The organism is Neorhizobium sp. NPDC001467, from assembly GCF_050275975.1.
Classification (GTDB): domain Bacteria; phylum Pseudomonadota; class Alphaproteobacteria; order Rhizobiales; family Rhizobiaceae; genus Neorhizobium.
In genome coordinates this window covers 852,906-879,720 of sequence record NZ_JBNNPS010000001.1, presented here as the reverse complement: position 1 = coordinate 879,720, position 26,815 = coordinate 852,906, and the positions used below count along the sequence as shown (strand labels likewise).

Sequence of the window (26,815 nt, the reverse complement as noted above, 5' to 3'; positions counted from 1 at the left end):
CCAAATTCCTTCCCTAAGCGACAGTGTTGACCGGACGCTGCCGGTCCGGCGTTGTCTTGGTTTAACGAACCGCCGAGACCTATGCGGTCTCCTGCGAACCCTTTTGCGTCCCATGCAGGATGAGGAAGGCGTCAACCGCCTTTCGTGCCTGCCGGGTATTGTCCTTCGGCCCCTGCTCTCCCAGAAGCATGCGCACATGCAGATCTGAAACCACCAGGCCGTAAAGCGTGTGATAGGCATCGTCGGCATCGTCGAAACGCAACAGGCCGGAGCGTTTGCCGGTCTCGATCAGCGCCCTCGCCCGTCGGTCGATCTCGCGGCGACCGTGCTCCAGAAGAAGCTTGCCCAGTTTGGAACCATCGCGGCTCGATTGCCCGATCGCCAGACGGTTCAGCGCCAGCGATACGTCGCCGGCCAGAACCTCGAGAAGATCGCGGGCGAACACGTCCAGATGTTCACGCAGCGTCTCCAGGGTGAGCCTTTCGCCGCTGCGGTCAGCTGTGCGAACCTTGCTCTGCTGGAAGGAAATCATCGCCGCCAGCAGGCCGTCGCGGTCTCCGAACCACTTGTACAGGCTTTCCTTGGAACAGTTGGCGGCGCGCGCCAGGCCGGACGTGGTCAAGGCCTTGTCACCACCTTCGACAAGCAGACGCAACGCCTCTCCCAGGACGGCGCTCTGACGCGGCGAAAATTTTGTCGAGGCGGCGGTATCGACGGGCACGATCTACTCCGAGAATGCTGTGGACGGCTCAAGTACCGTACCGTACGGTTCCTATAGTCTACGCATTCGTGTGCCGTCAAGCCTGTTGCGCCAAAATGCCGGGTTCGTAAAAGCGGAACCTGTGCAAGCAACGTGCCCGAACTGGTTCAGGCCGACCGGGCAGGCTCAACGGCGTCGTAACGCATACGGGCCGCCTTGACCGAGACATGGTTGTCTTCGGCCCATTTGAGAACCTCGGACAGAGGTGCAAACAGCGAATGGCCAAGCGCCGTCATGCGGTACTCGACGCTGGGCGGCGTGGTTGGAAAGACCTCGCGATCGATATAGCCGTCGCGCTGGAGGTCACGCAAAGTCTGGGTCAGCATCCGCTGGGAAATGTCCGGAATCAGCCGGCGCAACTCGCCGAAACGGTAGGGCCGGAGCGCGAGCGCCTGCAGCATAAGGGTCGACCACTTGCCGGAAATCTGGTTGATGACATCGCGAACCGGACAGTTTTCGGCATTCCAGTTCGAGACGACATTCTCCTCGACGGGGGGCTTCGGCGCAGGGGCGCGAGTCGTCATGGGTAGTTCCCTTTCGGTAACGATCAACCGGAAAACTGCCTTCTTTACAGCATGCGGTCAATTCCTATTCTAGGCCTGGTCTCATTTTGAGAGCAGCAAACGCCGTTCCGCATGGCCGGCTTACAAAAAAGGAAATCTGCATGGCAAGGCTTCTCGTCACCGGCGCAAACGGCAAACTCGGCCGCGACGTCATCCGGCACCTTCTGGAAACTGTCGGGGTTTCAGCGCAGGATGTGATTGCGGCCAGCCGCGATACGTCGGCGCTGAGCGACCTGAAGGATCGCGGCATCGAAATCCGCAAGGCCGATTTTTCCGACGCGGCGACACTGGCCACCGCCTTTGACGGCATTGACCGCGCGCTCATCATCTCGACCGATGCCTTGGCCGTGCCCAGCCTGCGGCTGACACAGCATAAGGCTGCGATCGCCGCTGCCCAACAGGCCGGCGTCAGCCATATTCTCTACACCTCGATGCCGGAACCGGAAACATCGCTGGTCAGCTTCGCGCCCGACCACCACGGCAGCGAGGAAGCAATCCGGGCCACGGGAATCGCCTACACGATCCTGCGCAATGCGTGGTATCACGACAACTACCTGATGAGCATGCCGCACAATCTGCAAGGCGGGAAATGGTTTACCGCCACGGGCAGCGGTAAGGTCGCAACCATTTCCCGGGACGACTGCGCTCTTGCCGCAGCCATCGCGCTTGCCAAACCACCGGCCGGCAACCGGATCCTGACGCTGACCGGCGCATCCTCCCTCACCGCAGACGAGGTTGCCGCCACCGTTTCCGAGGCCGCCGGCAAGCCGCTTGAAGTCGTACAGGTCAACGGCGAGCAACTTGCGGCCGGCATGGCTGCGGCAGGCCTGCCCGATTTCCTGGTCCGCATGCTGGCGTCGGCCGACGCTAATATCGCGGCCGGCAAATTCGACATCGTGACCGACGATTACAAGACGCTGACCGGGCGCGACCCGCAGTCATTGCAGGCTTTCCTGCAGGAAAACCGGAACGTCCTGCTCGGCTGACGGCGGGACTGGCCGGCAAGATATGCAAATGGCCGCCGACGGTTGTCGGCGGCCGATTTCGTTCGGCTTGGCGGTCGAAGGACCCTCAGGACTCGTCCTTCAACGTCTCCTTTTGGGTAATCAGCCGCGCGCTGTGCAGCCCGGACATATGCGTCCACATCCAGCTCCATGCCACGGCAATGCGCGAGCGGGTGCCGATCAGGAAGTAGATATGTGCCAGGCCCCAGATCCACCAGGCGAGCCATCCAGTCAGCTTGAACCGGCCAAAATCGATCACGGCCGCCCGGCGTCCGATTGTCGCCAGGTTGCCCTGGTGGCGATAATGAAACGGTCCGGGCAGTGCCTTGCCCGACAACCTGGCGCGCAGAAGTTTCCCGACATATTCGCCCTGCTGCTTTGCCGCCGGCGCGATGCCTGGGACCGGCTTGTCGTCCTGCATGACCAGCGCCGTGTCGCCGAGCACGAAAATGTCCGGATCGTCGGCGATCGCAAGATCGGGCCCGACAATGGCGCGCCCTGCCCTGTCAGCCGGCGTCTGCAGCCACTTGGCGGCAGGCGATGCCTGCACGCCCGCCGCCCACATAACGGTGCGCGCCGGCACGAAACGGTCGCCAATCGTGACGCCGTCGTCAGTGATCGCCGTGACGGGATTGCCTGTCAGCACTTCGACGCCGAGCTTTTCGAGTGCTCTTTTCGCATAGGCGGAAAGATCTTCGGAAAAAGCCGACAGCACGCGCGGCCCTGCTTCGACCAGCAGGACACGGGCACGTGCCGTGTCGATCTTGCGAAATTCCCGGGGAAGCACACGGTATGCCAGTTCCGCGATCATGCCCGCCATCTCGACACCGGTCGGCCCGGCGCCGATGATGACGAAGGTCAGTAGCGCATCCTGCTCCTCAGTCCGATTTGTAAGCTCTGCCCGTTCAAAGGCCAGCAGAAGTCGGCGGCGCAGCGTGGTCGCATCCTCGAGGGTCTTCAGACCCGGCGCAATGCTTTCCCAGTCGTCGCGACCGAAATAGGCGTGACGCGCGCCCGTGGCGAGAACCAGCGTATCGAACGGCAGGACCTCGCCCGATTTCAGCTGCACGGTCCTTGCCATCCGGTCGACGCCCAGAACCTCGTCCAGCAGCGTCGTGACGTCCGCACGGTTGCGGTAAAGGCGCCGGATGGGCCAGGCGATCTCGGAAGTCGCCAGCACCGTCGTTGCAACCTGATAGAGCAGCGGCTGGAACAGATGGTGATTGCGGCGGTCGACAAGGGTTATCTTGACCGGTGCACCTTCAAGAGAATTGACGACTTGCAGCCCTGCAAAGCCACCGCCAACGACGACCACACGATGTTCAGACACAACCACTTCCTTCCGGGAAACGCATCGGCATAGATAGATGCTGCGACGCAGTATGGTGTTTTACTGAAACGCGTCAATTTTTAAACTGCGTCAGATTGTCTGCCCGCAGGCGCGCAGGAAGCGGCGCACCGTTTCGGTCATCCCGAATTCCAGCGCATCCGCGGTCAGGCCATGGCCGATAGAGACTTCCGCCAGGTCCGGGATGCGTGCGACGAGAGCGGGAAGATTGGCGACGGTCAGGTCATGGCCGGCATTGACGGCCATCCCCTCGGCCATCGCGGCATCCGCCGTTCGACCCAACTCTTCGATCAACCGGGCCGCGCCTGAGGGATCGTCGAAACAGCCGCCATAGGGTCCGGTATAGAGCTCGATGCGATCGGCTCCCGTGGACTTGGCCAGTCTCACGGCCTCGACGTCGCCATCGCCATCGGCAAACAGCGATACCCGCATGCCCCTGCTCTTCAAGCGAGCCACGACGCGCTTCAGCATGTCCTGATCGGCGCGAAAATCAAAACCGTGGTCCGAGGTCGCCTGCGCCGGATCGTCGGGCACCAGAGTGACCTGTTCCGGCTCGATGCGCTCGCAAAGGGCAAGGAAATCCTCGCTGGGATAGCCTTCGATATTGAACTCGCATTTAGGGAATTCGTCGTCGATCAATGCACGGAGGACCGGAAGATCGCTGAAGCGGATATGCCGCTGATCGGGACGTGGATGCACGGTCAGGCCTGATGCGCCTGCCTTCAGCGCGATACGGCCGAGATGCTCGAGACTTGGCCATGGCAGGTCGCGCCGGTTGCGCAGCATGGCGATAGCGTTGACATTCACGGAAAGCGTTGTCGGCATGGGGGCATCCTCGGGCAGCAATCAAGCCCCTTGACCTTTAAGCCATCCGCCGCGCCAGACAATCGTTTTCAGCCGGTCGGTCAAGAAAGCCGGCTGAAGATTGCGCGTGGCCTGCGCCCGATACAACTTGTCATCGACATAGAGTGACAATTCACCACTGGCGGTGAAGATGGCACCATCGGCTCATAAAAGCTGCGGTTCCGGCGATTCGGAAGCAAGCAGGGAGGGATTGAATGGTGACCGCGCATAAGCCGGCATCTGTCTCGCGCGACGAAGGAGTATCATGCGAGCCGCTTTCGATCTGTTCGGCACACCTGCAGTGCCGCCCCATCTGCCGGTCATGGCGACAGGTTATCTGCCGTGGCTGACGGGCATGGATGCGCTCCCGCCGCATCCGCTGCCGATTGCCGACATGGCCGACCTGTTCGGCGTGACACACCGAACCCTGCATTTCTACGAGGAAAAACTACTTCTCGTGCCAGAGCGTGCCGGCACGATGCGCGTCTATGACGCGGATTGCATTCTGCGGATGATGGTCATCAACACCTGTCGCGAGATCGGCATGTCTTTGAGCGCGATTCAGGATCTCATGGAGCGGTTGTCGCAGACCGGGTCCCAGTCAGAGGCCGATACCGTGTTTCGCCACGAACTGTCGGCCCGCCGTCGGGAACTGGTGGCTGAGGTGGCGCTGGTCACCCGAAGGGTCGAGCAGATCCGCACGCTGATGACGCCGGAGCATGAAAGCGAACAGGTACAGACCGTATCGGAGCCGCCGGCCCGCCTGTCGGATCTGGAAAAGCGCTGCCTTGGCCTGATGACCGAAGGCTACAAGGGCGGCAGCCTGGCGCTTGCGCTCGGCATCTGCAGCGGCGACCTTCAGAAACTCGAAAATGCTATCATGACCAAGCTCGACGCCGGCAACCGCTACCAGGCGGCCGCCAAGGCCATCCTGGCGGGCATGTTGCCGAACTGATCGCTCACCGAACGATGGTGAGCGTCTGCGCCGCACGGGTTACCGCCGTGTAGAGCCAGCGCTCGCGGGTATCGCGGAACGCCCAGCTTTCATCGAACAGGACGACATTGTTCCACTGCGAACCCTGTGCCTTGTGCACGGTCAGCGCATAACCATAATCGAACTCGTCGTAGCGCTTGCGCGTCGTCCAGGGAATTTCCTCTTCGGTCTCGAACGCCTGTTTCAGCAATTTGATCTTGGCGGCGCCGCGATCCATGTCGTCGTCTTCGGGCCGGATCATCAGGTTGATACCGGGCTTGACCGTTTCCCGTGACGAACTCATGACCTGCCAAAGCGAGCCGTTGAGCAACCCCTTGACCTGATCGTTGCGCAGGCAGACCAGCTTGTCGCCCGATTGCGGGTAATCGGCAGTAAACCCCTTCAACTGACGAAGGCGCTGGTTGTAGCGCTTGCGCGTCCTGTTCGTTCCGACCAGGACCTGATCGGCATCGAGCACCAGATCCTGGCTGACGTCGTTGCGGGAAATGACCTTGGCGGTGCCATAGTCGCCATGCATGATCTCCTTGCCCTCGCGAACCTGCATGGCCAGTTGGATGATCGGGTTGTCGCGGGCCTGGCGGTGGATATCGGTCAGCAGATAGTCCGGCTCCTGATCGGTGAAGAAGCCGCCGCCGGAAACAGGGGGCAACTGGCCGGGATCGCCAAGCACGAGAATGGGCGTTCCGAAACTCATCAGGTCGCGTCCCAGCGCCTCGTCCACCATCGAGCATTCGTCGATGACGATCAGCGCCGCCTTGGCGACCGGGCTCTGGCGGTTGATCGAGAACATCGGCGCGATCGAAGTCTTGCCGGTATCCTCGTCTTCAACGGCTTCCTCACCGCGCGGACGGTAGATCAGCGAGTGAATGGTCTTGGCATTGCTGGCGCCACGCGAGCGCAGGACCTGCGCCGCCTTGCCGGTAAAGGCGGCAAACAGCACGTCGCCATCGACATGTTCGGCAAAATGTTTAGCCAGCGTCGTCTTGCCGGTGCCGGCATAACCGAAGAGGCGGAAAACCGGGCTGCGACCGGCCTTCAGCCAGTCGGAAACGGCCTTGAGGGCCTCATCCTGTTGCGGAGCAAACTGCATGCCGCGACATGGCAGGATTCTGCGCGGCAAAGCAACCGAAAAGAACGAAAGAGGATCAAATGGGCCGCGCCGTCATGCCACGGTTAGCCCGACGGCAACTATGCAGGCATCTCCACGGTGAAGGCAAAGCGGGCCTTTTCGCCTGCCACGAGAACGGTGGTGGACGGCCGTGCCGAAAGCTCGGCGCCTGCGCCGGCGCGGGCCGCCATGCCGTGCCAGGGCTCGACGCAAAGGAAGGGCGCGCCCACCTTCTGCCACAGCGCCAGGTTCGGGAGGTTCTCGAATGTGAAATGCAGTTGCGGACCGCCCTCCGCCCCGTAGGTCAGGCCCTCACCCGCCCCTTGCGGGAAAATCAGCGCATCGGCCTTAAACATGTCCGGCCGCAGCGTCAGCCGTCCGCCTTCGAACGGCGAGTCCATCAGCGTGTGCGGGATGAAACCGCCCTCAAGCTGCGACAGAGCCGGCTCGGCACCGTTGTCGAGCACGACTTGATGCGGCTTGCCCTCCCCTCCCGGCAAGGGCCAAAGGAATGCCGGATGAAAACCGATGCCGAAAGGCATGTCTGTCTCGCCATGGTTCTCCACCTCGGCCGCCACCGTCAATCTTGTGCCGTCGACCGCGTGCTCGACCGCCAGCAGGAAATCGAACGGATAGACCGCGCGGGTGACGTCGGAGGCCTTGAGCTCGAAACGGCACATGGTCGGGGTCGATGCCGCCAGATCGAACGTCGTGCGTCGGGCAAAACCGTGCTGGGCCATCGGGTAGACGCGACCGTCGATCTCGATGTGATCGTCCGGCGCCTTGCCGACGATCGGAAACAGCACGGGCGAACGGCCGGTCCAGTATTGCGCATCACCGTTCCAGAGCCAATCCCGGCCGTCCCTGGTCTTCAAGCCCTGCATCTCTGCGCCGAGCGGCGAGACGTCAACCGTCAGATATTCATTTCCGATCCGCACCGCCTGGCTCATCACACGCTCCTCGATTCGACTGAGAGCGAACTTAGCGGCAATCGTTCCTTTTGCCAGCCACGGCGCTGCGCGACGAAGGTCAATGCGATGGCACGAATGCTGGGCAATGGTAGGGGGCTGTAAAGAAGGTTGCCGGCAGACAGGGTCAATAAAAGTTTCCATGCTGGACATGGCTCGCACCTCGCCCCATGTCCATGGGATAGACGAAAGCGGAAACATCCGATGCCCCAGACACCAAAAACACTCAACCCCGTCGTTTCCCTACCGGATGGCACAGTGGTACCCACCCTCGGCGCTGGCACTTGGAACATGGGCGAGAGCGCCCGCGACCGAGCCATTGAGATCGAAGCTTTGCGTTACGCCATCGATCTCGGCGTGACGCTGATCGATACTGCCGAAATGTACGGGGATGGCGGAGCGGAAGAAGTCGTCGGCGAAGCGATCGAGGGCCGGCGCGACGAGGTCTTCCTTGTCTCGAAAGTCTATCCACAAAATGCCAGCCGCGAGGGCGTCGTCGCGGCATGCGAGCGCAGCCTCAAGCGCATGCGCACCGACCGCATCGACCTCTACCTTCTTCACTGGCGCGGCAGCCATCCGCTTGGCGAAACGGTCGAGGGCTTCAAGACGCTGGTCAAACAGGGCAAGATCGGAAACTGGGGCGTCTCGAATTTCGATACTGCCGACATGAAAGAACTGTTTTCTGTCCCGCATGGCGATCGTTGCGCGGTCAATCAGGTCCTCCCAATCTGGGACGCCGGGGCATTGAACATGATCTCATGCCATGGTGTGTCGGCAACGGCATTCCGATCATGGCCTATTCGCCGATCGAACAGGGCCGCCTCGCGCACCATCCTGCCCTCGTCGAGATCGCCAAGGCGCATCAGGCGACGCCCGCACAGGTGGCTCTCGCATTCGTCCTTCAGCACTTTGGCGTGATCGCCATTCCGAAGGCCTCCAACAAAGCGCATGTCGAGGAAAATGTGCGGGCACTCGCCCTGCGCCTGCTGGACGACGAATGGCAAAAACTCAATGCGATATTCCCGGCCCCAACTGAGGCAAGGCCGCTCGAAATGCTCTGACGCGTCAGGCGGGCGGCTGCGACGCTGCCGCGCGCGACTACATGCCCTGGGCCCCGCGATTCATCGCCGCGATGCCGGTACGGCAGACTTCGATCAGGCCCAGCGGCTTCACGACCGCCACGAACTGGTCGATCTTGGAGGATTTGCCGGTGATTTCGAAGATGAAATGACCAACGGTCGCATCCACGACCTTCGCCTGGAACGCATCGGCGAGACGTAGCGCTTCGGCGCGGCTTTCTCCGGCGCCGGCTACCTTGATCAGAGCCACTTCCCGTTCGATCGGGCGCTCCTGCCCCAACTGGCCGGCCCGCACCGTCAGGTCGACCACGCGGTGGACCGGCACGATCCGCTCCAGTTGCGCCTTGATCTGTTCGAGGACCAGCGGCGTGCCATTGGTCACGATGGTAATTCGCGACAGGTGCGACTCGTGTTCCGTCTCCGACACCGTGAGACTTTCGATATTGTAGCCGCGGCCGGAAAAAAGGCCAATGACGCGCGCAAGCACGCCCGGTTCGTTGGTGACGAGAACCGATAGCGTGTGACTTTCGACCTTGGCCGTCTCCGGGGCGATGAAATAGGCCGAGCCGGTCGGTTGCTGATGTGCATTCATGATCTGGGTCCGTTTCCGTGAAAATTCTGTCAGCAATGCCGGCTCGTCTCAGACGAGCTGGCGGCCCTTCGCGTCGATGGCGGTGGCAACCGCATCGTCGGTCGCCTCATCCGGCAAAAGCATCTCGTTATGGGCCTTGCCCGAGGGAATCATCGGGAAGCAGTTGGCGAGATTGGCGACGCGGCAATCGAAGATGACCGGCGCCTTCACGGCGATCATCTCGGCGATCTTGCCGTCGAGTTCCTTCGGGTCGTCGCAATACATGCCGACCGCGCCATAGGCTTCCGCCAGCTTGACGAAATCGGGCATTGCTTCGGTGTAGGAATTCGACAGACGGTTGCCGTGCAGCAATTGCTGCCACTGACGCACCATGCCCATATACTGGTTGTTGAGAATGAAGATCTTGACCGGCAGGTTATGCTGGATGGCACAGGACATTTCCTGGATGCACATCTGGATCGAGGCATCGCCGGCAATATCGATGACGAGAGCGTCGGGATGCGCCACCTGCACGCCAAGCGCTGCCGGCAGGCCGTAGCCCATCGTGCCGAGACCGCCAGAGGTCATCCAGCGGTTCGGCTCCTCGAAACCGAAAAACTGCGCCGCCCACATCTGGTGTTGGCCGACTTCGGTGGTGATGTAAGTCGAATGCCCCTTCGTTGCCTCGGCGAGCCGCTCCAGCGCATATTGCGGCATGATGACGTCGTTCGAGTTCTTGTAGGAGAACGACTTGCGGGCACGCCAGGTGTCGATCGAGGACCACCATTCTGCCGTCTGCGCCCTGTCTGGCTTTTGCGGCAGAGCCCGCCACAGCCGGACCATGTCTTCCAGAACATGCGCCACATCGCCGATGATCGGGATATCGACGCGGACGTTCTTGTTGATCGACGACGGGTCGATATCGATATGGACTTTTCGTGAATTCGGCGAAAACGCATTCAACCGGCCGGTGATGCGGTCGTCGAAGCGCGCGCCGATGCAGACCATCACGTCGCAATCGTGCATGGTCATGTTGGCTTCGTAGGATCCGTGCATGCCAAGCATGCCGAGCCAGTTCTTGCCCGATGCCGGATAGGCGCCCAGACCCATCAGTGTCGAGGTGATCGGGAAATTGCTGAGTTCCACCAGTTCGCGCAGCAGCCTGGAGGCTTGCGGACCGGCATTGATGACGCCGCCACCCGTATAGAGAACCGGCCGGCGCGCCGATGCCATCAGCTCCACTGCGGCCTGGATCGCGTTCTGATCGCCGTCCAGTTTGGGCGCGTAGCTTTTCGCGGCCGGCGTTTCTGCTCGCGGCGTATAAGTGCCGGTGGCGAACTGGATATCCTTCGGGATGTCGACGACGACCGGACCCGGGCGGCCGCTCTGGGCGATGCGGAAGGCTTCGTGAATGATGCCCGCCAAGTCATCGACATTCTTGACCAACCAGTTGTGCTTGGTGCAGGGCCGGGTAATGCCGACCGTATCGGCCTCCTGGAAAGCATCGGAGCCGATCAGTGTGGTGGGAACCTGACCGGACAGGCAGACGAGCGGAACGCTGTCCATCAACGCGTCCTGCAGCGGAGTCACTGCGTTGGTCGCGCCGGGACCGGAAGTGACGAGCATGACGCCGACCTTGCCGGTGGAGCGGGCATAGCCCTCGGCCGCATGGCCGGCGCCCTGTTCATGACGGACGAGAATGTGCTGGATTTCGTCCTGCTGGAAGATCTCGTCATAGATCGGAAGAACGGCACCGCCGGGATAGCCGAAAATGTGCTCGACGCCATTGTCCTTGAGCGCGCGAAGCACGATTTCGGCGCCTGTCATCCGGTTGCCGTTGTCTGCCGTATCCGTCATGTCCTGTCCTCCTGATAGCCGGCCTTCATCTTTGCAATGACCGTGCTTGCTACTGGCATTGGTGCGTCCGATCCGCTTGGTCTGGCTGCGCCGACCGGAAACAAGGCATAAAAAAAGGCCCCTTGAGGAGCCTGTCTTTCCGCGCATGGGTGGCTGTCGCCGGATGGTTACACCATCCTGCCCATGCGCGTTCCCACCACAATAAGAGCGATCGAGATTTTCATGGTGCAAAGTGTTAACGACAATCCGATCAGGCGTCAACGCGCAAAGGCACGAAAAATAGCGCCTACCGCTGTCTTCCAAGAAGAAACAGACAGTTCGTTTGCGACAACCTATTGAAACGCCTTATTAAGCTGCGTGCGCTACTCTCCCCCAAGATTAAAGGGGGAAACCTCGAAAGTAATAGAACGTTCGTTTCAGCCCGATGCAGATAATAGGGGCCAAGTAGTGCGGAACAATGACTTTCATCAGGCGATGACGGCAGGCGAGCAGGAGCGTCGTGACGGAGACAGGCCCGGCAACAGACTGCTTGGACGCGTCGTTGCCTGCAATGGCGCACATGCCACGATTGCCGCGGTTGCCGAAAACGGTGAAACCGGGCTGACCGAACTCTGGTCCGTCGGTCGACTGATTTCCATCAGCGTCGGCACCAATCGCGTCGTCGCGATTTCCTATTCCATGTCTACCGACAAGAACGAATGGATCGACGGCGCCGACAACGAATTCCGCATCGAGGTCGAGTTGCTCGGTGAAGTTCGCGTAAGCCCGGATGGACGCGAAGATTTCTCGCGCGGCATCAGCCGCTACCCCTATCTCGGCGCCATCGCGCACCGGATCCGCGCGGCCGACCTTGTCCGCATCTACGATACCGGCCAGTCCGAAAGTTGCGTCATCGGCAAGCTGACGCAGGACGAGGCGATCGACGCGACCATTCATATTCCCTCGATGCTGTCGAAGCATTTCGCCGTGGTCGGCTCAACCGGCGTCGGCAAATCGACCGCCGTGTCGTTGCTTCTCAACAAGGCCATCGAGGCCGATCCGAAACTGCGCGTCCTGATCCTCGACCCGCATAACGAATTCGCCGCCGCCTTTCCCGAAAAGTCCGTAGTCATCGACACCGACACGCTCGACCTGCCGTTCTGGCTGATGCGCCTGGAAGAGTTTGCCGAAGTGGTTTTCCGCGGTCGCACGCCTGTGCCCGACGAACTCGACATCCTGCGCGATATCATTCCCGAGGCCAAACGCGCCTTTCGCGGTAGCGAATCCTCACTGATGCGCCGCACCACCGAAAAAAGTTCGGTGACCGCCGACACGCCCGTCCCCTACCGCATGGCCGACCTTCTCGCCCTGATCGACGAGCGGATCGGGCGGCTCGAGGGGCGCAGCGAAAAGCCGGTGCTACGCTCGCTGAAGATGCGCGTCACTTCGGCCATCAACGATCCGCGCTACCACTTCATGTTCTCCAACAATACGATCCAGGACACGATCATGGAGACCATCGCCCACATCTTCCGCATCCCGGGCGATGACAGGCCGATCTCTACCTTCCAGTTGGCGGGCATCCCGTCGGAAGTCGTCAATTCTGTCGTCTCAATCTTGTGCCGCATGTCGTTCGAACTGGCGCTCTGGAGCAATGGCGCCATTCACATGCTGGTCGTCTGCGAAGAGGCTCACCGCTACGTGCCGGCCGACCGTGAACTCGGCTTCGTGCCGACCAGACAGGCCATCGCCCGTATCGCCAAGGAAGGCCGTAAATACGGCGTGTCGCTCGGCGTCATCACCCAGCGCCCAGGCGAACTCGACCAGACCATCCTGTCGCAATGTTCGACCGTGTTTGCGATGCGGCTCGCCAATGACAACGACCAGGACATCATCCGTTCGGCCATCCCGAACTCCTCGGTCTCGACCACGAGCTTTCTGTCGTCGATCGGCAATGGCGAGGCGATTGCCTTCGGTGAAGCCATCACCGTGCCGATGCGCATGCGATTCACCCGCGTCTCGCAGAACTATCTGCCCAAGGCCAACGGTGTCACCGCCGCTCATCAGGCCGGCGACGATACGCCCGACACTGTCGATCTGCGCTCCGTCGTCTCGCGCATGCGCTCGGTGTCCGGCCCGGACATCAGCAATTTCCAACGCAGCGTCAGCGCTCAGAGCTTCTCGCAGGTGCAGACGGACGCCTATCTCGACGATGCCGAGGATGACGGTGCCAGCGATGCCGAGCTTGCCCGCTGGACCAGCGAACTGCGCGCGCAGGACCTGCCGTCCCTGGCACCGGATCATCTGTCGTCCGGTGAGGATCTCGAACCCTACCGACCCGACATGCTGCCCCGACCGCCTCAGGATGCCGAACCGCCACGGCTCAGCCGGTTTGCGGAAATCCGCCGCGAAGGTGGATCGGACTACACTTCCCAGGTCCGGACCCAGTTCGGCCGATCGGATACCGTTGGATCGACGCGCGAAAGTCTGTTCAAGAAGCCGCTCAGCAGCCTCTACGACAAGGATTGAGAGGCGCGGCCGGTTTCACCGCGAAGCGCTGCTTCGGGACCCGGCCAGCGTTCCCAGGTCTCGTCCATCTGGTTGCGAAACCAGGTCATCTGACGTTTGGCATATTGGCGCGTCAGCGCCGAACCCCGCTCGATAACCGCCTGCCGGTCCATGCGTCCGGCCAGCATCTCGGCAATCTCTTTCACGCCGATCGCTTTCATGACCGGACTATCCGGCGACGGCTGCAACGCCATCAGCGTCCGGACTTCCTCGATCGCGCCACTTGCCAGCATGATTTCGAAACGCCGGTTGATGCGATCGTATAGAACCGTCCGCTCCGGCAGCACGACGATCTTTTTCGCCCTTGCCGGATCGATAACGACCGGACCGCTGGCCTGCTGATAAGACGAGATCGAGCGTCCGGTATGCATATGGGTTTCAAGGGCCCGCACGATCCGCTGTCCGTCATTCATCTGCAAGCGCGCCGCCGTTTCGGGGTCGCATCTCGCCAATTCGCCATGAAGGCGAGCCGGCCCGTCCTGCAACAGACGCTGACGCAGGTTTTCCCGCAGAGCGTCGGGGATGACCGGCATGTCCGACAGACCGCCGCTCAGCGCCCTGAAATAAAGCCCCGTTCCTCCCACCAGGATCGGCATCTGTCCCTGTTCGCGCAGCTTCGTAAGCAAGGCTGTTACGTCGCGCAGCCACTCGCCTGTGGAATAGGCTGCAAGGGCCGGAACATGGCCGTAGAGAAGATGCGGCACATCCTCCATTTCGGCGTCGGAGGGACGCGCGGTCAGCACGCGGAGCGTGTCATAGACCTGCATGCTGTCGGCATTGATCACCACACCGCCATGCTGTCTTGCCAGAGTGGCGGCGAGCGCCGACTTGCCGCTGGCCGTCGGCCCGGTTATCAGGATCGCGTCGAAATCGTCCACAAGGTCGCTCATCATGGCTTTCGTTGCCACGCTCATTGCCCATCCGTCAAACCCCATTCTGAGCGCGGCATTGGGAGAACGCGCAGCCGCAGCGGCCAATGCTGCAGGTCTATACTGGCTGGCGGACGGGATTGCCTGCGATCTTGCCCTGCGTGACGACGCGGATCTCGACGCCTGCGAGGCGGCTATCCGGGACGTCATTGCCGATGCTGCCATTGATCTCGTCATCCAGCAGGCAGAGACCCGCCGCAAGAAGCTGCTGCTTGCCGACATGGATTCCACCATGATCGGTCAGGAATGTATCGATGAACTGGCCGCAGAAGTCGGGCTGAAGGAAAAGGTGGCAGCGATCACGGCGCGCGCCATGAACGGAGAGATCGAATTCGAGCCGGCTCTGCGCGAACGCGTCGCCCTGCTCAAGGGCTTGCCGATCACCGTCGTCGACGATGTCATTGCCCGGCGCATCACGGTGACCTCGGGTGGGGGGCATCTGATCGCTACCATGAAGGCAAAGGGTTTCTATACGGCACTCGTGTCCGGCGGGTTTACTGTGTTCACCAGCCGGGTCGCCGCCATGCTTGGCTTCGATGAGAACCGGGCCAATATCCTCCTTGAAGAGGATGGCGTGCTGACCGGCACTGTGGCCGAACCGATTCTCGGCCGGCAGGCCAAGATCGATGCACTTGTCGACCTGTGCGACACGCTGGGCATCACGCCTGACGATGCCATGGCCGTCGGCGATGGTGCCAACGATCTGGGCATGCTCGGCCTTGCCGGTTCCGGCGTCGCATTACATGCCAAGCCGGCGGTGGCTGCGCAGGCAAGGATCCGCATCGACCATGGCGACCTGACCGCCCTTCTCTATATCCAGGGATACCGCAGGACGGACTTTGTCGCTCCCGCATAAGCCCGCAAAGCAGCCACGGAGGCGCGCGTGATCATCCTGGAGACCGAACGCCTCATCCTGCGCAACTGGCGGCCCTCGGACCGCGACCTGTTTCGCGAGATCAATGCCGACCCGAAAGTGATGGAATTCTTCCCCTTCCGGCGCACGCATGCGGAATCGGACGCCGTGCTCGATAAGCTCAACGGCATGATCACCGAGACCGGGCTGGGCTTTTACGCCGTCGCCCTGAAGGAGGACGATGAACCGATCGGCTTTTGCGGCCTTTCGCCGACCAACCTGCCCGACATCTTTCCCGAAGGCATGGTCGAGATCGGTTGGCGTCTTGCCACACGCTTCTGGGGCAACGGCTATGTTACCGAGGCGGCCCGGGCGCTGCTGGACGACGCCTTCATCACCCGCGACCTCAAGGCCGTCGTATCCTTCGCCGTTGCGGCGAACCGCCGCTCGACGGCGGTGATGGAACGGATAGGCATGCAGCGGCAGCCATGGCTGGACTTCGACCATCCGCGCGTGCCTGCCAGCCACCCGCATCTGAAACACCACGTGGTTTACGCGGCGGCAGCGGAACTGTGGGCCGAGGCGACGAAAAAAGCCCGCTGACGGGTCGCCAGCAGGCCTTCACACGCTTCGTTATGGCTGACGCCTATTCCAGCGGCACCGCCACGATGCGCAACTCGCCCTTCGCATCCGATACCATCATATGAGCGAATCGACGCCCCTCGCTCTTCAAAGACTGAACACGCTTGGTGACGTCATCGGGGTTCTTGACGGCGTCCTGACCGACTTCGACAATCACCTCCCCAGTCTTCAAGCCTTTTTCCGCTGCAGCCGTGTTCGGCTCCACCGCCGTGATCACCACGCCGTTGACGCCGGCGCCGATGCCGAAACTGCGACGCTGCTCTTCGCCCAGCGACGACAGCGCCAGACCGAGGCCGGCCGGCGAAACACTGTCTCCGGCCGCAGCCGGCGGCTTGATCTCCGGCGCCTGGCTCTGATCCGTATCGTCGTCCGGCTCCATGTCCTCGCTCTCACTCTCCGGCAGAACCGGCTGCCCGGCATCCTGCTCTGGTTCCGCGCTGTTTTCGAGCTGCCCGAGCGTCACCTTCACCGTCTGCTCCTTGCCGTCGCGCATGACGACGACATCGACTTCCTTGCCGACGGGGCTTTCGGCCACCGCAAGCGGGAGGTCGCGCATTTCCTTCACCGGCTTGCCGTCGAAGGTAAGGATGACATCGCCCGCACGAATGGAGCCGTTATCGACCGGTCCGCCCTTGATGACGCCGGAAACCAGAGCCCCGCGCGCCGCCTTCAGGCCGAGACTGGTGGACACGTCGTCCGTGACCGGCTGGATACGCACGCCAAGCCAGCCGCGACGGGTCTCGCCGAACTCGATCAGCTGCTTGACGATATTTTCCGCCAGTTCGGTCGGCACGGCAAAACCGATGCCGATCGACCCGCCGCTCGGCGAGATGATCGCCGTATTGATGCCGATGACCTCGCCCCTGGTATTGAAGAGCGGTCCGCCGGAATTACCCTTGTTGATGGATGCGTCGGTCTGGATGAAATTGTCGTAAGGGCCGGCATTGATGTTGCGTCCGCGCGCCGAGATGATCCCCAGCGTTACCGATCCGCCAAGACCGAAGGGATTGCCGATCGCCATCACCCAGTCGCCGATCCGCATCCTGCGGGAATCGCCAAAACGGACGGCCTTGAGCGGGGCCTTAGGTTCCACCTTCAAAACGGAAAGATCGGTCTTGGTATCTGTGCCGATCAGCCGTGCCTTCAGCTTGTCGCCGTTCGGAAAAATGACCTCGATATCGTCGGCACCCTCGATGACGTGGTTGTTGGTCACGACGAAACCGGCCGGATCGATGACGAAGCCAGATCCGAGCGAATTGACCTTGCGGTTTCCTTCTCCCTTGCCGTCGCCGTCGAAGAAGTCGTTGAAGAACTCCTGAAAGGGAGAGCCTTCCGGCACGACGGGCTTTTGCGGACCATCGCCGTCATTCTTGACGCTTTGTGATGTGGAAATGTTGACGACCGCATCGAGCAAGCCTTCGGCAAGGTCGGCGACCGAGGCAGGCCCGGCACCGGGCACCGGTGCCAGCGAGGGCGCGGCCGGTCTTGCCGGGCTTTGCGCCCAGGAGACGGACGGCGTCGCGATCGCGCCCGAGAGCATGACAAGCGCGGCCCCGGCCGCGACGGATCGTTTCAAGGACGATCGAAAGGAACGAGCCATCTATATCCTCGCTGAGAACCCGACTTATCTGGACCAGAAGCATAAGGCGGAATGAAGACCGGGGAAATTACCTTTTCGTGAGATAGCGCGCTCCATCCCCATGAACAGTGCGCCGGTCCAAACTGTGCGCAATGCAAAAGGGGCGGCCCGAAAGCCGCCCCTCAAATTTACTCGTCTGCCATCAGTTGCCGGTGGCTGCCGGTGTCTGCCCGCCGGTTGCTGGCGCCGCAGGACTGGGCGTCTGCCCCGGAGCCTGATTGCCGTCCGGATTGGAGAAGAACCGGAAGAACTCGGAGTCCGGCGACAGAACCATCGTGGTTCCGGTGCCATTCAGCGCGGAATTGTAGGCGCGCATAGAGCGATAGAACTGGAAGAAATCCTGGTCGCGCGAAAAGGCTTCACCAAAGATACGGTTCCGTTCCGCGTCGCCCTCGCCTCGGATAATCTCCGAATCGCGCTGCGCTTCCGACACCAGTTCGACAACCTGACGGTCTGCGATGGCACGGCGGCGCTGGGCTTCTTCGTTACCGCGGGCGCGGATCAGTTCGGCTTCGGCCAGACGCTCGGATTCCATCAGCCTGAATGTCTGTTCCGACAGTTCGGGCGTCAGGTCAGTCCGACGGATGCGGACATCTTCGATCCGCACGCCAAGCGATTCGGCGGCGATATTGAGATCGCGGTGGATCTCCGTCATCATCGATACGCGCTCTTCCGACAGGGCGGCTTCGAACCCGCGCAGGCCGTAAACACGGCGAAGACCGGAATCGAGGCGGGTGCGCAGACGGGATTCGGCCGAGCTGCGATCACCCGAAACGGTTTCGCGGAAGCGACGTGCGTCGGCAATCCGATATACAACGAAGGCGTCAACGTCGTAGAACTTGCCGTCATTGACCTGAACCCGGATATTTTCCAGATCGAGGCGCAGTGCGCGCTTCTCGATATACTGGACGCGGTCGGCATCCATGAAGGCGAACGGCAGTTTCATGTAAAGCCCAGGCTCGCTCTTCACGGACTGGATTTCACCGAAGCGGATGACGATGGCCTGCTCGCGTTCGCTGACCACGAACAGCGACGAATAGGCGATGAAAAGCAGAACGCCGAGGGCGATCAGGAAAGCAGGCAACTTGTTCGATACCATCAGTTTGCCCCCTGCTGCGTCGCTGCCGCTGCACCGGTCGGCTGTTTCATGAGTTCGTTGATGGGCAGGTAAGGCACGACGCCCTTGCCGTCTTCGATGATCACCTTGTTGGAATTTTTCAGCACGCCTTCCATGGTTTCGATGAAGATACGCTGACGGGTGACTTCAGGCGCGTTGCGATACTGATCGTAAATGGAGACGAAACGCTGGGCTTCGCCCTGCGCCTCGTTGACGACGCGGTCGCGATAGGCCGACGCCTCTTCGCGGACCTGGGCCGCCTGACCACGCGCGCCACCCAGCTTCTGGTTGGCGTAGCGGTTGGCCTCTTCCTTCACCTGGTCTTCGGCCTGCGTTGCCTTCTGCACTTCCTCGAAAGCGCCAGCGACTTCACGCGGCGGAGATGCATCCTCGATCGAAACAGCGTTGATGGAGATGCCCGAACCGTAGCGGTCCATCGTGCCTTGAATGATGTCGCGCACCTGCGTCGAGATCGATTCGCGGCCACCACGGAAAATGTCCTGGGCAGGCCGACGTCCGACCACTTCGCGCATGGCGCTGTCACCGACCTGCTGCAATGTCGTGGCAGGGGTCTCGATGTTGAAGAGATAGGCTTTCGGATCGTTGACGGTGAACAGAACCGAGTACTGTACGTTGACGATGTTCTGATCGCCCGTCAGCATCCAGCCCGCATTGGTGTTGGAGCCGCGCGGCGCGCCGATATTCTGCTGCTGTTCCGTGACCTTGACGATCTCGACGCTCTCGAACGGCCAGATGTGAAAATGCAGGCCGGGCATGGCGATCTCGTCTTTCGGCTTGCCGAAACGCAGCTCGACGCCGCGTTCATCCGGCTGAACCGTATAGACGGACTGGAAGGCCATAAACGCGACGACCACCAGGGCCAGGATGGCAAACACGCCACCGTTGAAGCCGCCAGGCATGGCGCCGCGCAGACGATCCTGGCTGCGCCGGATCAGGTCCTCAAGATCGGGAGGGCCGCCATTGCCGCCCCCGCCGCCGCGCGGGCGGTTCGGTCCCTGCCCCCAAGGACCGCCTTGGTTGTTTCCGCCGTTATTTCCGCCGCCACCCCCCCAGGGGCCGCCGCCATTCTGATTGCTCCAGGGCATCAAAACCTCTTTGTTGATAATCTCAAATGCCGGTGGCGCGCGAATTCCCCCGCACATTTCCCGATCTAGCCCGTTATAGGGTTCGCAACACGGGGTTTCAACGCGCGCTCAATAACTTCCCGGTGTTCGAAGCAGGTTTCAGAGGGGTTCGGAGCAATTTAGAAATCGAAAGCCGTCAAGCCGCGATCATCTGCGATGATAGATGACGAAGCGGGTGGGATAGTTGTCTTTTTCCCCGGCAAGAACGACCTGTTCCTCACCCTTTTCGAACACGGCCGGATCGATGGCCGGAAAGACAGTATCGCCATCGGCAATCTCCGCCTCGATATGGGTGACGTAGAGAATATCGGCGCGTTCGAACGCCTGACGATAGATTTCCCCGCCGCCGATCACCGCAATTTCCTCAGCGCCGCTCTGCAGCGCGATTTCGTTCGCCCGCTTCAGCGCCTCTTCGAGCGACGGCGCCGTTTCGGCGCCCGCAATCGCCAGAGAGGCGTTGCGGGTGACGACAACATGCGGTCTTCCCGGTAGAGGCTTTCCGCCAAAGGATTCCAGCGTCTTGCGCCCGACCACCAACGGCTTGCCCATGGTCATCGCCTTGAAGCGCTTGAGATCGGTCGACAGTTTCCAGGGCATGTCTCCAGCCCGGCCAATGACACCGTTCGCAGCCACTGCGACATAAATGGCGACGGGAACCCTGCTCACACCGCCACCTGCGCCTTGATATGGGCATCCGCCTCGTAATTCTCGAGCGAGAAATCCTCAAAACGAAAATCAAAGATATCCCGGACATCGGGATTGATGCGCATGGTCGGCAGCGCCTTCGGTTGCCGTGTCATCTGCAGCTGCGCCTGTTCGAAATGGTTCGAGTAGATATGCGCATCGCCCAGCGTGTGTATGAATTCGCCGGGCTGAAGCCCGACCACCTGCGCCACCATCAGAGTCAGCAGAGCGTAGGACGCGATGTTGAAGGGGATGCCCAAAAAGATGTCGCCCGAGCGCTGATAGAGCTGGCAGGACAGTTTGCCGTCCGAAACATAAAACTGGAAGAGGCAGTGACACGGCGGCAGCGCCATTTCGTCCACCAGTGCCGGGTTCCAGGCTGACACGATGTGGCGGCGCGAATTCGGGTTGGTCTTCAGCCCCTCAATCAGGTTCCTGATCTGGTCAACATGACCGCCGTCGGGCTTCGGCCAGGACCGCCACTGGTAACCATAGACCGGGCCCAGATCGCCGTCCTCGTCGGCCCATTCATCCCAGATGCGCACACCGTTTTGCTGCAGATAGGCGATATTGGTATCGCCCTTCAGGAACCACAGGAGTTCGTGGATGATCGATTTCAGATGCAGTTTCTTGGTGGTCAGAACCGGAAAGCCGTCTGCGAGGTCGAAGCGCATCTGGTAACCGAAAACGGAACGCGTGCCGGTGCCGGTACGATCACCACGGTCGCTGCCGGTCTCCATCACATGCCGCAGAAGGTCGAGATATTGTTTCATGGTCGCTGGCCGCCGATTCCTGTCTTTCGGACCTACATAGTAGCATGCTTGCCGGGGACCAATCATTCTGACGGATATGGCCGCCCTTTTCCACGGTCATTACGGTATGATGACAAGACCTCTTTTCAACGCGCGCGCAAACACCTATATCAGCCGTGCCGGACTTCGGTCCGGATATGGCGATAAATGGTCGGTGTAATAAACCTATTGGACCCGGGGGCGGTACCCGGCGCCTCCACCAAAAACCGGTCGGTCGAAAGGACCGGCTTTTGATGGGGGCGAAATAGGATCGACAAGGGTGTAAAGATCGTACTTTTGCTCGGCATGATACCGCCGTTATCGGGTCACAAGTGTAGTTGCAAACGACAACAACGCTAAGGAATACGCTCTCGCTGCCTAATGGCGGTGCGGGAATTCCGCTCTAAGTCCTTACGGTTAGCCCCGTAAGGCGGGGTTCGGAGGTACCTGGCAACAGAAACCTCCACTCAAACTCCCCTCGATTGCGCGCCTGCTTCTCCTTGCGCCTTAAATTTTGTAGAATGCCGGAAATCGGGACCTGGCGGGGCTTTTCCCTCACCCTGCGCTGGCCTATAACGGGCAAACACAACGGATCACGAAAAGACGACAACGAATGGAAGACAGGCCGATGGGGCAGGATCATATCCGCTACGATATTCTGGCGCAGGACGCACTGCGCGGCGTCATCCGCAAGGTTCTGTCCGAAGTGGCCACGACCGGCCGGCTTCCCGGTGAGCATCATTTCTTCATCACCTTCCTGACCGGTGCACCGGGCGTGCGCATCTCGCAGCATCTCAAGCAGAAATATGCCGAGCAGATGACCATCGTCGTCCAGCATCAGTTCTGGGACCTTAAGGTCAACGAGGCCCAGTTCGAAATCGGTCTGTCCTTTTCGGACACGCCCGAGCGCCTGGTAATCCCGTTCAACGCGATCCGCGGCTTCTACGATCCGTCCGTGAATTTCGAGCTCGAGTTCGAGGTGCCGATGACGGATGAAGACGAGAACGAAACTTCTGCGGAAATCACCGCCTATCCGGTCGATGCCGCCGCCAAGCCGGCGGAAGGCAGCGCTGAGGACAAGTCGGACGAGCCGAAGAAGGAAGGTTCGGTAGTCTCGCTCGATTCGTTCCGCAAGAAGCACTGATTGCTCGGCGGCTTTAGCCGATCCGGAGAACCCGCATGGCCGATATCGTCAACCTGCGTCAGGTCCGCAAGAACAAGGCACGGGCCGAGAAGCAAAGTCAGGCGGACCAGAACCGCCTGACTTTCGGGCGTACGAAGGCCGAAAAGACGCTGACCAAGGCGCTGAACGAGAAGGCCGAGCGGGCGCTCGACCAGAAGAAGCTCGACAGGCCCGAGGGTGACGCCTGAACGCGCCGCCCGAAACCGCATGAATGCCTTGAATGCCGATCGATCAGTCTCCTGTGCGAGTACGATGCCATGATCCGCAAACATTCCGCAACGCTGCACGGGCACCGTACCAGCTTCACGCTGGAAGACGAGTTCTGGAGCGAACTCAAGGCCATCGCGCAGACGCGTCAGCAAAGCGTCGCCGCGCTGATTGCGGAAATCGATGACGGTCGCGTGGCCGGTAGCAATCTGTCGTCCGCGCTGAGACTGCATGTGCTGCGGCATCTCAAGGGCGCGAGCAACTGATACCGGCGCCGGCCTGTTACTGTTGCACGCCGGGCAGGTTCTGAAAATCAAGAGTGTTGAAATCGGCAGGCGGCGCACCGATGGCATCCCCCGTCGGCGGAACGGTAAGACGCGGCTGCGCTTCTTCGGCGCGCCGCCGCTCCGCCGCCGCCCTTTCCTCGGCAAGACGGCGCTGCTCCTGCTCGGCGGCAAGGCGAGCCTCCTCCTCCAGCCGCGCGCGTTCTTCGGCCTCTGCCTTTTGGTGGGCAATGCGGCGCTCGTTTTCCCGGAACGAATAAAGTGCGGCCTCGCGGCGCAGGCGCTGCTTTTCGAGAACGCTTGCCTGAAGCGTCTCGACCCGCCGGCGCTCCTTTTCGAAAGCCCGGAGAGACAGGAAATTGGCCATGTCGCCGACATCAACGGTTTGCGTCGGCGCGTCGATGGCGCCGGCATAAACCAGTCTCAAGGCCGCATCGCCACCGGCGAGCGCTTCGTCACCGGCATCGAAACTGATGGCAATATCGCCGGCCATGGTATTGTCCGGGAAGTTCAGCCGCAGGGCACCGCTGAACCGGGCAGGACCATCACCAGCCGTGATGTTCTGCGCACGTGCCTCACCATTGCTCATGGTGAAAGGAACGGTAACGTCGCCGACAGGAGACTTCCCGGCATGGACAAGCTGCTCCACAAGCGGCTCAACCCTGGCTTCCGTTACTTCGCCGGTGATCCCGTCGGCTTTTTCGAGAAGTGGCGAGAACATTGACGGGTTGAGGCCGTCGATGGTGAGGCCTTTAAGCTGCACCTGTCCTGAACCACTGGCCGACCGAAGCAGATCAGCGACGCTTTTGGCCGTTGCCTCCGCGACGAGATCAAAGCCGAGCCCGCCGGTCGCGACCGGCGTCCCCCTGCCCGACAGCCACATCAGCGGCGCGAGATCCGCACCGGCAACCGAGAGGCGTGTCTGGAAAATGCCGACACCCTGCCCGTTCGACATCATGAGACGTCCGGCAAGCCGCCCCCCGTTCCAAGTTCCCGCAGCATCCTCAAGCGTAAGGCTGCCGCCTCGATGGACAAGACGTGCGGAAAAATCCGTCACCGGCGCGGTGACGTCGCTGCGCAGGTTTGCGGCCTTCAGATCAAGCGTGACATCGCTGCCGCCGAAAATGGGGGCGGAAAAATCTCGCGTCGTCAATGCGCCGGTTTCGGGATCGGTGACCGGCCCGTAGATTGCCTCCGCCAACCACGGCAGATCGAGCGTATCGACAGAGATCTTTCCGGTCGCAGGCAGCTCCGGGTTCATCCGATCGATGCTGATTTCGCCCTCGACGGCGTTGCCCGATAGCGTACCGCGCAGGCCGGCGAGAGTGACGGTCTCGGGGCTGACCCGCATATCCGCCGACAATCTGGCCGGCAGACCTGCACCGAACCGCGGCATGCCGGTGCCCAGCATCAGCAGATAGGGTTCCAGGTCGGGGCTTTCGGCGAAAAGAGCGACATTGCCGTTGCCGAAAGTTTGGCTGGAAAGGCTGACCTCACCTTTTGCCGACAGGGTGGTGCCACCGGCACCATAACCGAGATCAATCGCTACCGGCTTGTCGCCGCTGCCACTGGCATGAAGTGTCAGGCGGCCATCGCCTTCCACATCGAAGGGCAGCGGATCGAGCCCCGCCTGACCGAACAGCACGGCGGCGCTGGCATTTTCAACCACCGCGCTGACATCGAAATCGTCGGTGCCCGTCAGATCGAAAAGTTCAGGCAGGCGAATGTCGGCCGCGATACGGCTGCCATTGCTGCTGCCTGCCACCTTGGCGGCGACACCGTTGACATTGCCGCCGAGGGTAAGATCAGCCCTAAGTTCGGTCTCCGCGTACCACCCGCCACTTTCGGCGAGCCGTGTCAGGGCCGGGTTGCGCGGCAGGCTGTCACGCATAAGGGCAAACAACGCAGAGGGATCACCGGATTTTAGACTTACCGTGCCGCCACCGGTATAGGACAGGAGCGAGCCTTCAAAGCGCCCACTTGCGGCGATCTGCGCACCGGCAAGATCGCCGACCGTCAGTTCGTCCAAGGACAGCGCGCCATTGGCAAAGGTGAAGGCGGTCTCGACCGCGTTGGCGGTCATGCCGAATGCGGTAAGGCGATCGGCCCGCAGCCTCCCATCGAGCCGGTGATCGAGCACGTCGCGGCCGGCATCATCGCCGGTCAGCAGCGATCCGAGCGCCCGCATGGCGTCGATGTCGATCTCGTTGCCGGACAGGTCCACCATCAGGCCGGGGGTCTGCTCGGGCATCGACTGGCGCTCGATACTGCCGGTCAGCGTGGCGTTGCCGATGGCCAGTTCGAGATCCTGGAACCGTTGGCGGGCAGGGGTAAGATCGACCTTTGCTGAAAACCCTGCAGAGCTCAGACGCCTGATCGCGGGATCGACCTTGCCCGACAGCCAGTCGGCGAGACCGGACGGCTGGTTGGACGCCAGAAGCATATCGCCGGCAAACCCCGCATTGTCGACAAGCCGCAGGCTGCCACTTGCCTCCACACGAGTGCGCCCCGGCAGCGTCGCCACGACCTTGTCGACCGCCCATCCCTCATTTGCAGGACGCAGATCGAGATGGATGTCGCGCATGGTCGTGTCGTTGAGCACGATGGCGGGCAGGCTGAGCGACACCTTGCCCGGCACCTGCGGGATCGGAATCGCAGCCGCCATGCGGATCAGGGCGTTCAGGCGACGGTTGGCGGAAACGGCCGGATTTCGGGCCGTCTTGCCGCCGGTTTCCTCCTGCGTCAGGCGGTTGACGTCGATCTGCTGGCCATCGCCGGTCAACAGGAATTCAGGCTTTTCGCCGGTATCAAGCGTCGCCTCGCCCGTCGTGACGTAAGGATTGTCGGCGGCGCCAAGTTCCAGCCGGTATTCCGGAATGCGGATACGGTCATTGGTCAGTTCGAACCGGCCGCGCACCCGCGGTCCCGGCGGCGGCGGGGTGACAGGCTCTTCTTCGGTCTCTTCCGTCAGCGTGACAAGGTTGAAGCCGCCCTGGTAACCGGCCCGGCCATCCTTGACGGCAAGCGCTCCATCCAGTTGCAGCTCGATCGGTTGAAGGTCCGGCCACAGACGCAGGCGTAACGGCACGGAACCGGCCGCCGCATCCGGCTCGCCGCTCGACAGATTGAACCGCGCGTCATAGCCGTCCAGATTGGCGGTGCCATCGGCCCGCCAGGGACCGGCCAGCGAGGCGGCGGCCATATCGGCGTCGAGCGCCGTCAGGTGACGGATGCGACCGGTCTGCTCGTCGATGAATTCGATCGCGGCATCGGTAATATGCACGTCTTCCAGGACGACGTTGCGCGCCGGGATATCGGCGCGTCCACCCCGCGTCCAATCCAGCGTGCCATCGGCCAGCACGCGGATGCGCGCCTTGGGGCGCACGATGCGCATGTCGAAGATGCGCGCTTCGCCGGACAGGAAGGGCGCCAGTTCCATGTCCATGGAAAACTCGTCGGCCTGTACCTGCGGCGTGCCGTCGGTATCGCGGCCGATGCGCACGTCATGCATGGTCACCGACGGGAATGGCAGGATGCGCGCATCGACATTGCCGTGCACCGTGACCTTCTTGCCCAGAATGCGGCTTGCCTGTGTCTCGAATTCGGTGCGGAAACTCGACCAGTCGAGGAAGAACGGCGCCAGCAGTGCCGTGAACAGGGCCAGCACCACCAGCCCGCCAAGAAAGAGCATCAATCGTC

The 26,815-nt window shown here is 61.6% G+C and carries 23 protein-coding genes, 1 other RNA gene and 1 pseudogene; 10 read left to right on the top strand and 15 right to left on the bottom strand.

Going from position 1 to position 26,815, the window contains the following annotated elements; all coding sequences use genetic code 11:
* Positions 1-79 precede the first annotated feature (79 nt).
* A complete protein-coding gene (locus ACQKKX_RS04330) occupies positions 80-721 on the bottom strand; it encodes a TetR/AcrR family transcriptional regulator (protein ID WP_427569131.1) in 642 nt (213 codons plus the stop codon).
* A 146-nt stretch (positions 722-867) separates the two neighbouring features.
* A complete protein-coding gene (locus ACQKKX_RS04325; RefSeq protein WP_427569129.1) occupies positions 868-1,284 on the bottom strand; it encodes a winged helix-turn-helix transcriptional regulator in 417 nt (138 codons plus the stop codon).
* Between the two features lie 140 nt (positions 1,285-1,424).
* Between ACQKKX_RS04325 and ACQKKX_RS04320 the strand changes: the two genes are divergently transcribed.
* Positions 1,425-2,309 carry an SDR family oxidoreductase gene (locus ACQKKX_RS04320; RefSeq protein WP_427569128.1) on the top strand — a complete coding sequence of 295 codons (885 nt, stop codon included), beginning with the start codon at positions 1,425-1,427 and terminating at the stop codon, positions 2,307-2,309.
* A gap of 85 nt (positions 2,310-2,394) precedes the next feature.
* Here ACQKKX_RS04320 and ACQKKX_RS04315 read toward each other — a convergent pair whose 3' ends face one another.
* Both ACQKKX_RS04315 and ACQKKX_RS04310 read right to left on the bottom strand, forming a co-directional pair.
* Positions 2,395-3,657 (bottom strand): NAD(P)/FAD-dependent oxidoreductase, encoded by a 1,263-nt coding sequence (locus ACQKKX_RS04315; RefSeq protein WP_427569126.1) that lies wholly within the window; start codon positions 3,655-3,657, stop codon positions 2,395-2,397.
* Between the two features lie 90 nt (positions 3,658-3,747).
* On the bottom strand, positions 3,748-4,500 hold the full coding sequence (locus tag ACQKKX_RS04310; protein WP_427569124.1) for a pyridoxine 5'-phosphate synthase: 753 nt from the start codon (positions 4,498-4,500) through the stop codon (positions 3,748-3,750).
* 283 nt (positions 4,501-4,783) lie between these two features.
* Here ACQKKX_RS04310 and ACQKKX_RS04305 point away from each other — a divergent pair, with 283 nt between their 5' ends.
* Entirely contained in the window at positions 4,784-5,473 is a 690-nt protein-coding gene (locus tag ACQKKX_RS04305; protein ID WP_427569122.1) for a MerR family transcriptional regulator, read from the top strand.
* 4 nt (positions 5,474-5,477) lie between these two features.
* Here the strand turns inward: ACQKKX_RS04305 and ACQKKX_RS04300 are convergent, their stop codons facing one another.
* Together ACQKKX_RS04300 and ACQKKX_RS04295 are read right to left on the bottom strand one after the other, a co-directional pair.
* A complete protein-coding gene (locus ACQKKX_RS04300; RefSeq protein ID WP_427569121.1) occupies positions 5,478-6,602 on the bottom strand; it encodes an ATP-dependent DNA helicase in 1,125 nt (374 codons plus the stop codon).
* 98 nt (positions 6,603-6,700) lie between these two features.
* Positions 6,701-7,570 carry an aldose 1-epimerase family protein gene (locus tag ACQKKX_RS04295; protein ID WP_427569120.1) on the bottom strand — a complete coding sequence of 290 codons (870 nt, stop codon included), beginning with the start codon at positions 7,568-7,570 and terminating at the stop codon, positions 6,701-6,703.
* A 222-nt stretch (positions 7,571-7,792) separates the two neighbouring features.
* Here ACQKKX_RS04295 and ACQKKX_RS04290 point away from each other — a divergent pair.
* A pseudogene (locus tag ACQKKX_RS04290) lies at positions 7,793-8,649 on the top strand (aldo/keto reductase).
* Between the two features lie 37 nt (positions 8,650-8,686).
* On the opposite strand, the gene ilvN reads toward ACQKKX_RS04290, so the two are convergent.
* Together ilvN and ACQKKX_RS04280 are read right to left on the bottom strand one after the other, a co-directional pair.
* Positions 8,687-9,259 carry an acetolactate synthase small subunit gene (gene ilvN, locus ACQKKX_RS04285; RefSeq protein ID WP_427569119.1) on the bottom strand — a complete coding sequence of 191 codons (573 nt, stop codon included), beginning with the start codon at positions 9,257-9,259 and terminating at the stop codon, positions 8,687-8,689.
* Positions 9,260-9,307: 48 nt separating this feature from the next.
* The gene (locus tag ACQKKX_RS04280; protein ID WP_427569117.1) at positions 9,308-11,095 is read right to left on the bottom strand and encodes an acetolactate synthase 3 large subunit; all 1,788 of its coding nucleotides are present in this window, start codon (positions 11,093-11,095) and stop codon (positions 9,308-9,310) included.
* A gap of 474 nt (positions 11,096-11,569) precedes the next feature.
* Between ACQKKX_RS04280 and ACQKKX_RS04275 the strand changes: the two genes are divergently transcribed.
* Positions 11,570-13,603: an ATP-binding protein gene (locus ACQKKX_RS04275; protein ID WP_427569348.1), complete on the top strand. Its 2,034-nt coding sequence runs from the start codon at positions 11,570-11,572 to the stop codon at positions 13,601-13,603.
* Here ACQKKX_RS04275 and miaA read toward each other — a convergent pair.
* Positions 13,588-14,535, bottom strand: coding sequence for a tRNA (adenosine(37)-N6)-dimethylallyltransferase MiaA (gene miaA / locus ACQKKX_RS04270; RefSeq protein ID WP_427569347.1), 948 nt, complete (start codon positions 14,533-14,535; stop codon positions 13,588-13,590). The genes ACQKKX_RS04275 and miaA overlap by 16 nt on opposite strands.
* On the opposite strand from miaA, the gene serB reads away from it, so the two are divergent.
* Both serB and ACQKKX_RS04260 read left to right on the top strand, forming a co-directional pair.
* A complete protein-coding gene (gene serB, locus ACQKKX_RS04265) occupies positions 14,534-15,427 on the top strand; it encodes a phosphoserine phosphatase SerB (RefSeq protein ID WP_427569116.1) in 894 nt (297 codons plus the stop codon). The two genes, miaA and serB, sit on opposite strands and share 2 nt — an antisense overlap.
* Before the next feature lie 27 nt (positions 15,428-15,454).
* A complete protein-coding gene (locus ACQKKX_RS04260; protein WP_427569114.1) occupies positions 15,455-16,027 on the top strand; it encodes a GNAT family N-acetyltransferase in 573 nt (190 codons plus the stop codon).
* Positions 16,028-16,070: 43 nt separating this feature from the next.
* Here ACQKKX_RS04260 and ACQKKX_RS04255 read toward each other — a convergent pair whose 3' ends face one another.
* The 5 genes from ACQKKX_RS04255 to ACQKKX_RS04235 all read right to left on the bottom strand — a co-directional run bounded on the left by ACQKKX_RS04255 (position 16,071) and on the right by ACQKKX_RS04235 (position 21,424).
* Positions 16,071-17,666 (bottom strand): Do family serine endopeptidase, encoded by a 1,596-nt coding sequence (locus ACQKKX_RS04255; RefSeq protein ID WP_427569113.1) that lies wholly within the window; start codon positions 17,664-17,666, stop codon positions 16,071-16,073.
* A 181-nt stretch (positions 17,667-17,847) separates the two neighbouring features.
* Positions 17,848-18,804, bottom strand: coding sequence for a protease modulator HflC (hflC, locus tag ACQKKX_RS04250; RefSeq protein ID WP_427569112.1), 957 nt, complete (start codon positions 18,802-18,804; stop codon positions 17,848-17,850).
* Positions 18,804-19,928 carry an FtsH protease activity modulator HflK gene (hflK, locus tag ACQKKX_RS04245; RefSeq protein ID WP_427569111.1) on the bottom strand — a complete coding sequence of 375 codons (1,125 nt, stop codon included), beginning with the start codon at positions 19,926-19,928 and terminating at the stop codon, positions 18,804-18,806. The genes hflC and hflK overlap by 1 nt, the downstream gene beginning before the upstream one ends.
* Positions 19,929-20,114: 186 nt before the next feature.
* The gene (locus ACQKKX_RS04240; protein WP_427569110.1) at positions 20,115-20,633 is read right to left on the bottom strand and encodes a dihydrofolate reductase; all 519 of its coding nucleotides are present in this window, start codon (positions 20,631-20,633) and stop codon (positions 20,115-20,117) included.
* Positions 20,630-21,424: a thymidylate synthase gene (locus ACQKKX_RS04235; RefSeq protein ID WP_427569109.1), complete on the bottom strand. Its 795-nt coding sequence runs from the start codon at positions 21,422-21,424 to the stop codon at positions 20,630-20,632. Before ACQKKX_RS04235 ends, ACQKKX_RS04240 begins: the two co-directional genes overlap by 4 nt.
* 118 nt (positions 21,425-21,542) lie before the next feature.
* On the opposite strand from ACQKKX_RS04235, the gene ssrA reads away from it, so the two are divergent.
* From ssrA to ACQKKX_RS04215, 4 genes are all read left to right on the top strand, one after another.
* Positions 21,543-21,910, top strand: a transfer-messenger RNA (tmRNA) gene (gene ssrA, locus ACQKKX_RS04230).
* A 160-nt stretch (positions 21,911-22,070) separates the two neighbouring features.
* Positions 22,071-22,586 carry an SspB family protein gene (locus ACQKKX_RS04225; RefSeq protein WP_427569346.1) on the top strand — a complete coding sequence of 172 codons (516 nt, stop codon included), beginning with the start codon at positions 22,071-22,073 and terminating at the stop codon, positions 22,584-22,586.
* A gap of 35 nt (positions 22,587-22,621) precedes the next feature.
* On the top strand, positions 22,622-22,813 hold the full coding sequence (locus ACQKKX_RS04220; RefSeq protein ID WP_427569108.1) for a DUF4169 family protein: 192 nt from the start codon (positions 22,622-22,624) through the stop codon (positions 22,811-22,813).
* 69 nt (positions 22,814-22,882) lie between these two features.
* Positions 22,883-23,098 carry a ribbon-helix-helix domain-containing protein gene (locus ACQKKX_RS04215; RefSeq protein WP_427569107.1) on the top strand — a complete coding sequence of 72 codons (216 nt, stop codon included), beginning with the start codon at positions 22,883-22,885 and terminating at the stop codon, positions 23,096-23,098.
* A 16-nt stretch (positions 23,099-23,114) separates the two neighbouring features.
* Here ACQKKX_RS04215 and ACQKKX_RS04210 read toward each other — a convergent pair whose 3' ends face one another.
* Positions 23,115-26,807, bottom strand: a complete 3,693-nt coding sequence (locus ACQKKX_RS04210; RefSeq protein ID WP_427569105.1) for an AsmA family protein — start codon at positions 26,805-26,807, stop codon at positions 23,115-23,117.
* Positions 26,808-26,815: the final 8 nt, after the last annotated feature.

What these genes read in the sequence shown, in the direction of transcription:
- ACQKKX_RS04325 (WP_427569129.1), bottom strand. Translation starts at nt 1,284, where the DNA reads ATGACGACTCGCGCCCCTGCGCCGAAGCCCCCCGTCGAGGAGAATGTC.
- ACQKKX_RS04320 (WP_427569128.1), top strand. Translation starts at nt 1,425, where the DNA reads ATGGCAAGGCTTCTCGTCACCGGCGCAAACGGCAAACTCGGCCGCGAC.
- ACQKKX_RS04310 (WP_427569124.1), bottom strand. Translation starts at nt 4,500, where the DNA reads ATGCCGACAACGCTTTCCGTGAATGTCAACGCTATCGCCATGCTGCGC.
- ACQKKX_RS04305 (WP_427569122.1), top strand. Translation starts at nt 4,784, where the DNA reads ATGCGAGCCGCTTTCGATCTGTTCGGCACACCTGCAGTGCCGCCCCAT.
- ACQKKX_RS04300 (WP_427569121.1), bottom strand. Translation starts at nt 6,602, where the DNA reads ATGCAGTTTGCTCCGCAACAGGATGAGGCCCTCAAGGCCGTTTCCGAC.
- ACQKKX_RS04295 (WP_427569120.1), bottom strand. Translation starts at nt 7,570, where the DNA reads ATGAGCCAGGCGGTGCGGATCGGAAATGAATATCTGACGGTTGACGTC.
- ilvN (WP_427569119.1), bottom strand. Translation starts at nt 9,259, where the DNA reads ATGAATGCACATCAGCAACCGACCGGCTCGGCCTATTTCATCGCCCCG.
- ACQKKX_RS04280 (WP_427569117.1), bottom strand. Translation starts at nt 11,095, where the DNA reads ATGACGGATACGGCAGACAACGGCAACCGGATGACAGGCGCCGAAATC.
- ACQKKX_RS04275 (WP_427569348.1), top strand. Translation starts at nt 11,570, where the DNA reads ATGACGGCAGGCGAGCAGGAGCGTCGTGACGGAGACAGGCCCGGCAAC.
- serB (WP_427569116.1), top strand. Translation starts at nt 14,534, where the DNA reads ATGGCTTTCGTTGCCACGCTCATTGCCCATCCGTCAAACCCCATTCTG.
- miaA (WP_427569347.1), bottom strand. Translation starts at nt 14,535, where the DNA reads ATGATGAGCGACCTTGTGGACGATTTCGACGCGATCCTGATAACCGGG.
- ACQKKX_RS04255 (WP_427569113.1), bottom strand. Translation starts at nt 17,666, where the DNA reads ATGGCTCGTTCCTTTCGATCGTCCTTGAAACGATCCGTCGCGGCCGGG.
- hflC (WP_427569112.1), bottom strand. Translation starts at nt 18,804, where the DNA reads ATGGTATCGAACAAGTTGCCTGCTTTCCTGATCGCCCTCGGCGTTCTG.
- hflK (WP_427569111.1), bottom strand. Translation starts at nt 19,928, where the DNA reads ATGCCCTGGAGCAATCAGAATGGCGGCGGCCCCTGGGGGGGTGGCGGC.
- ACQKKX_RS04235 (WP_427569109.1), bottom strand. Translation starts at nt 21,424, where the DNA reads ATGAAACAATATCTCGACCTTCTGCGGCATGTGATGGAGACCGGCAGC.
- ACQKKX_RS04225 (WP_427569346.1), top strand. Translation starts at nt 22,071, where the DNA reads ATGGGGCAGGATCATATCCGCTACGATATTCTGGCGCAGGACGCACTG.
- ACQKKX_RS04220 (WP_427569108.1), top strand. Translation starts at nt 22,622, where the DNA reads ATGGCCGATATCGTCAACCTGCGTCAGGTCCGCAAGAACAAGGCACGG.
- ACQKKX_RS04215 (WP_427569107.1), top strand. Translation starts at nt 22,883, where the DNA reads ATGATCCGCAAACATTCCGCAACGCTGCACGGGCACCGTACCAGCTTC.
- ACQKKX_RS04210 (WP_427569105.1), bottom strand. Translation starts at nt 26,807, where the DNA reads ATGCTCTTTCTTGGCGGGCTGGTGGTGCTGGCCCTGTTCACGGCACTG.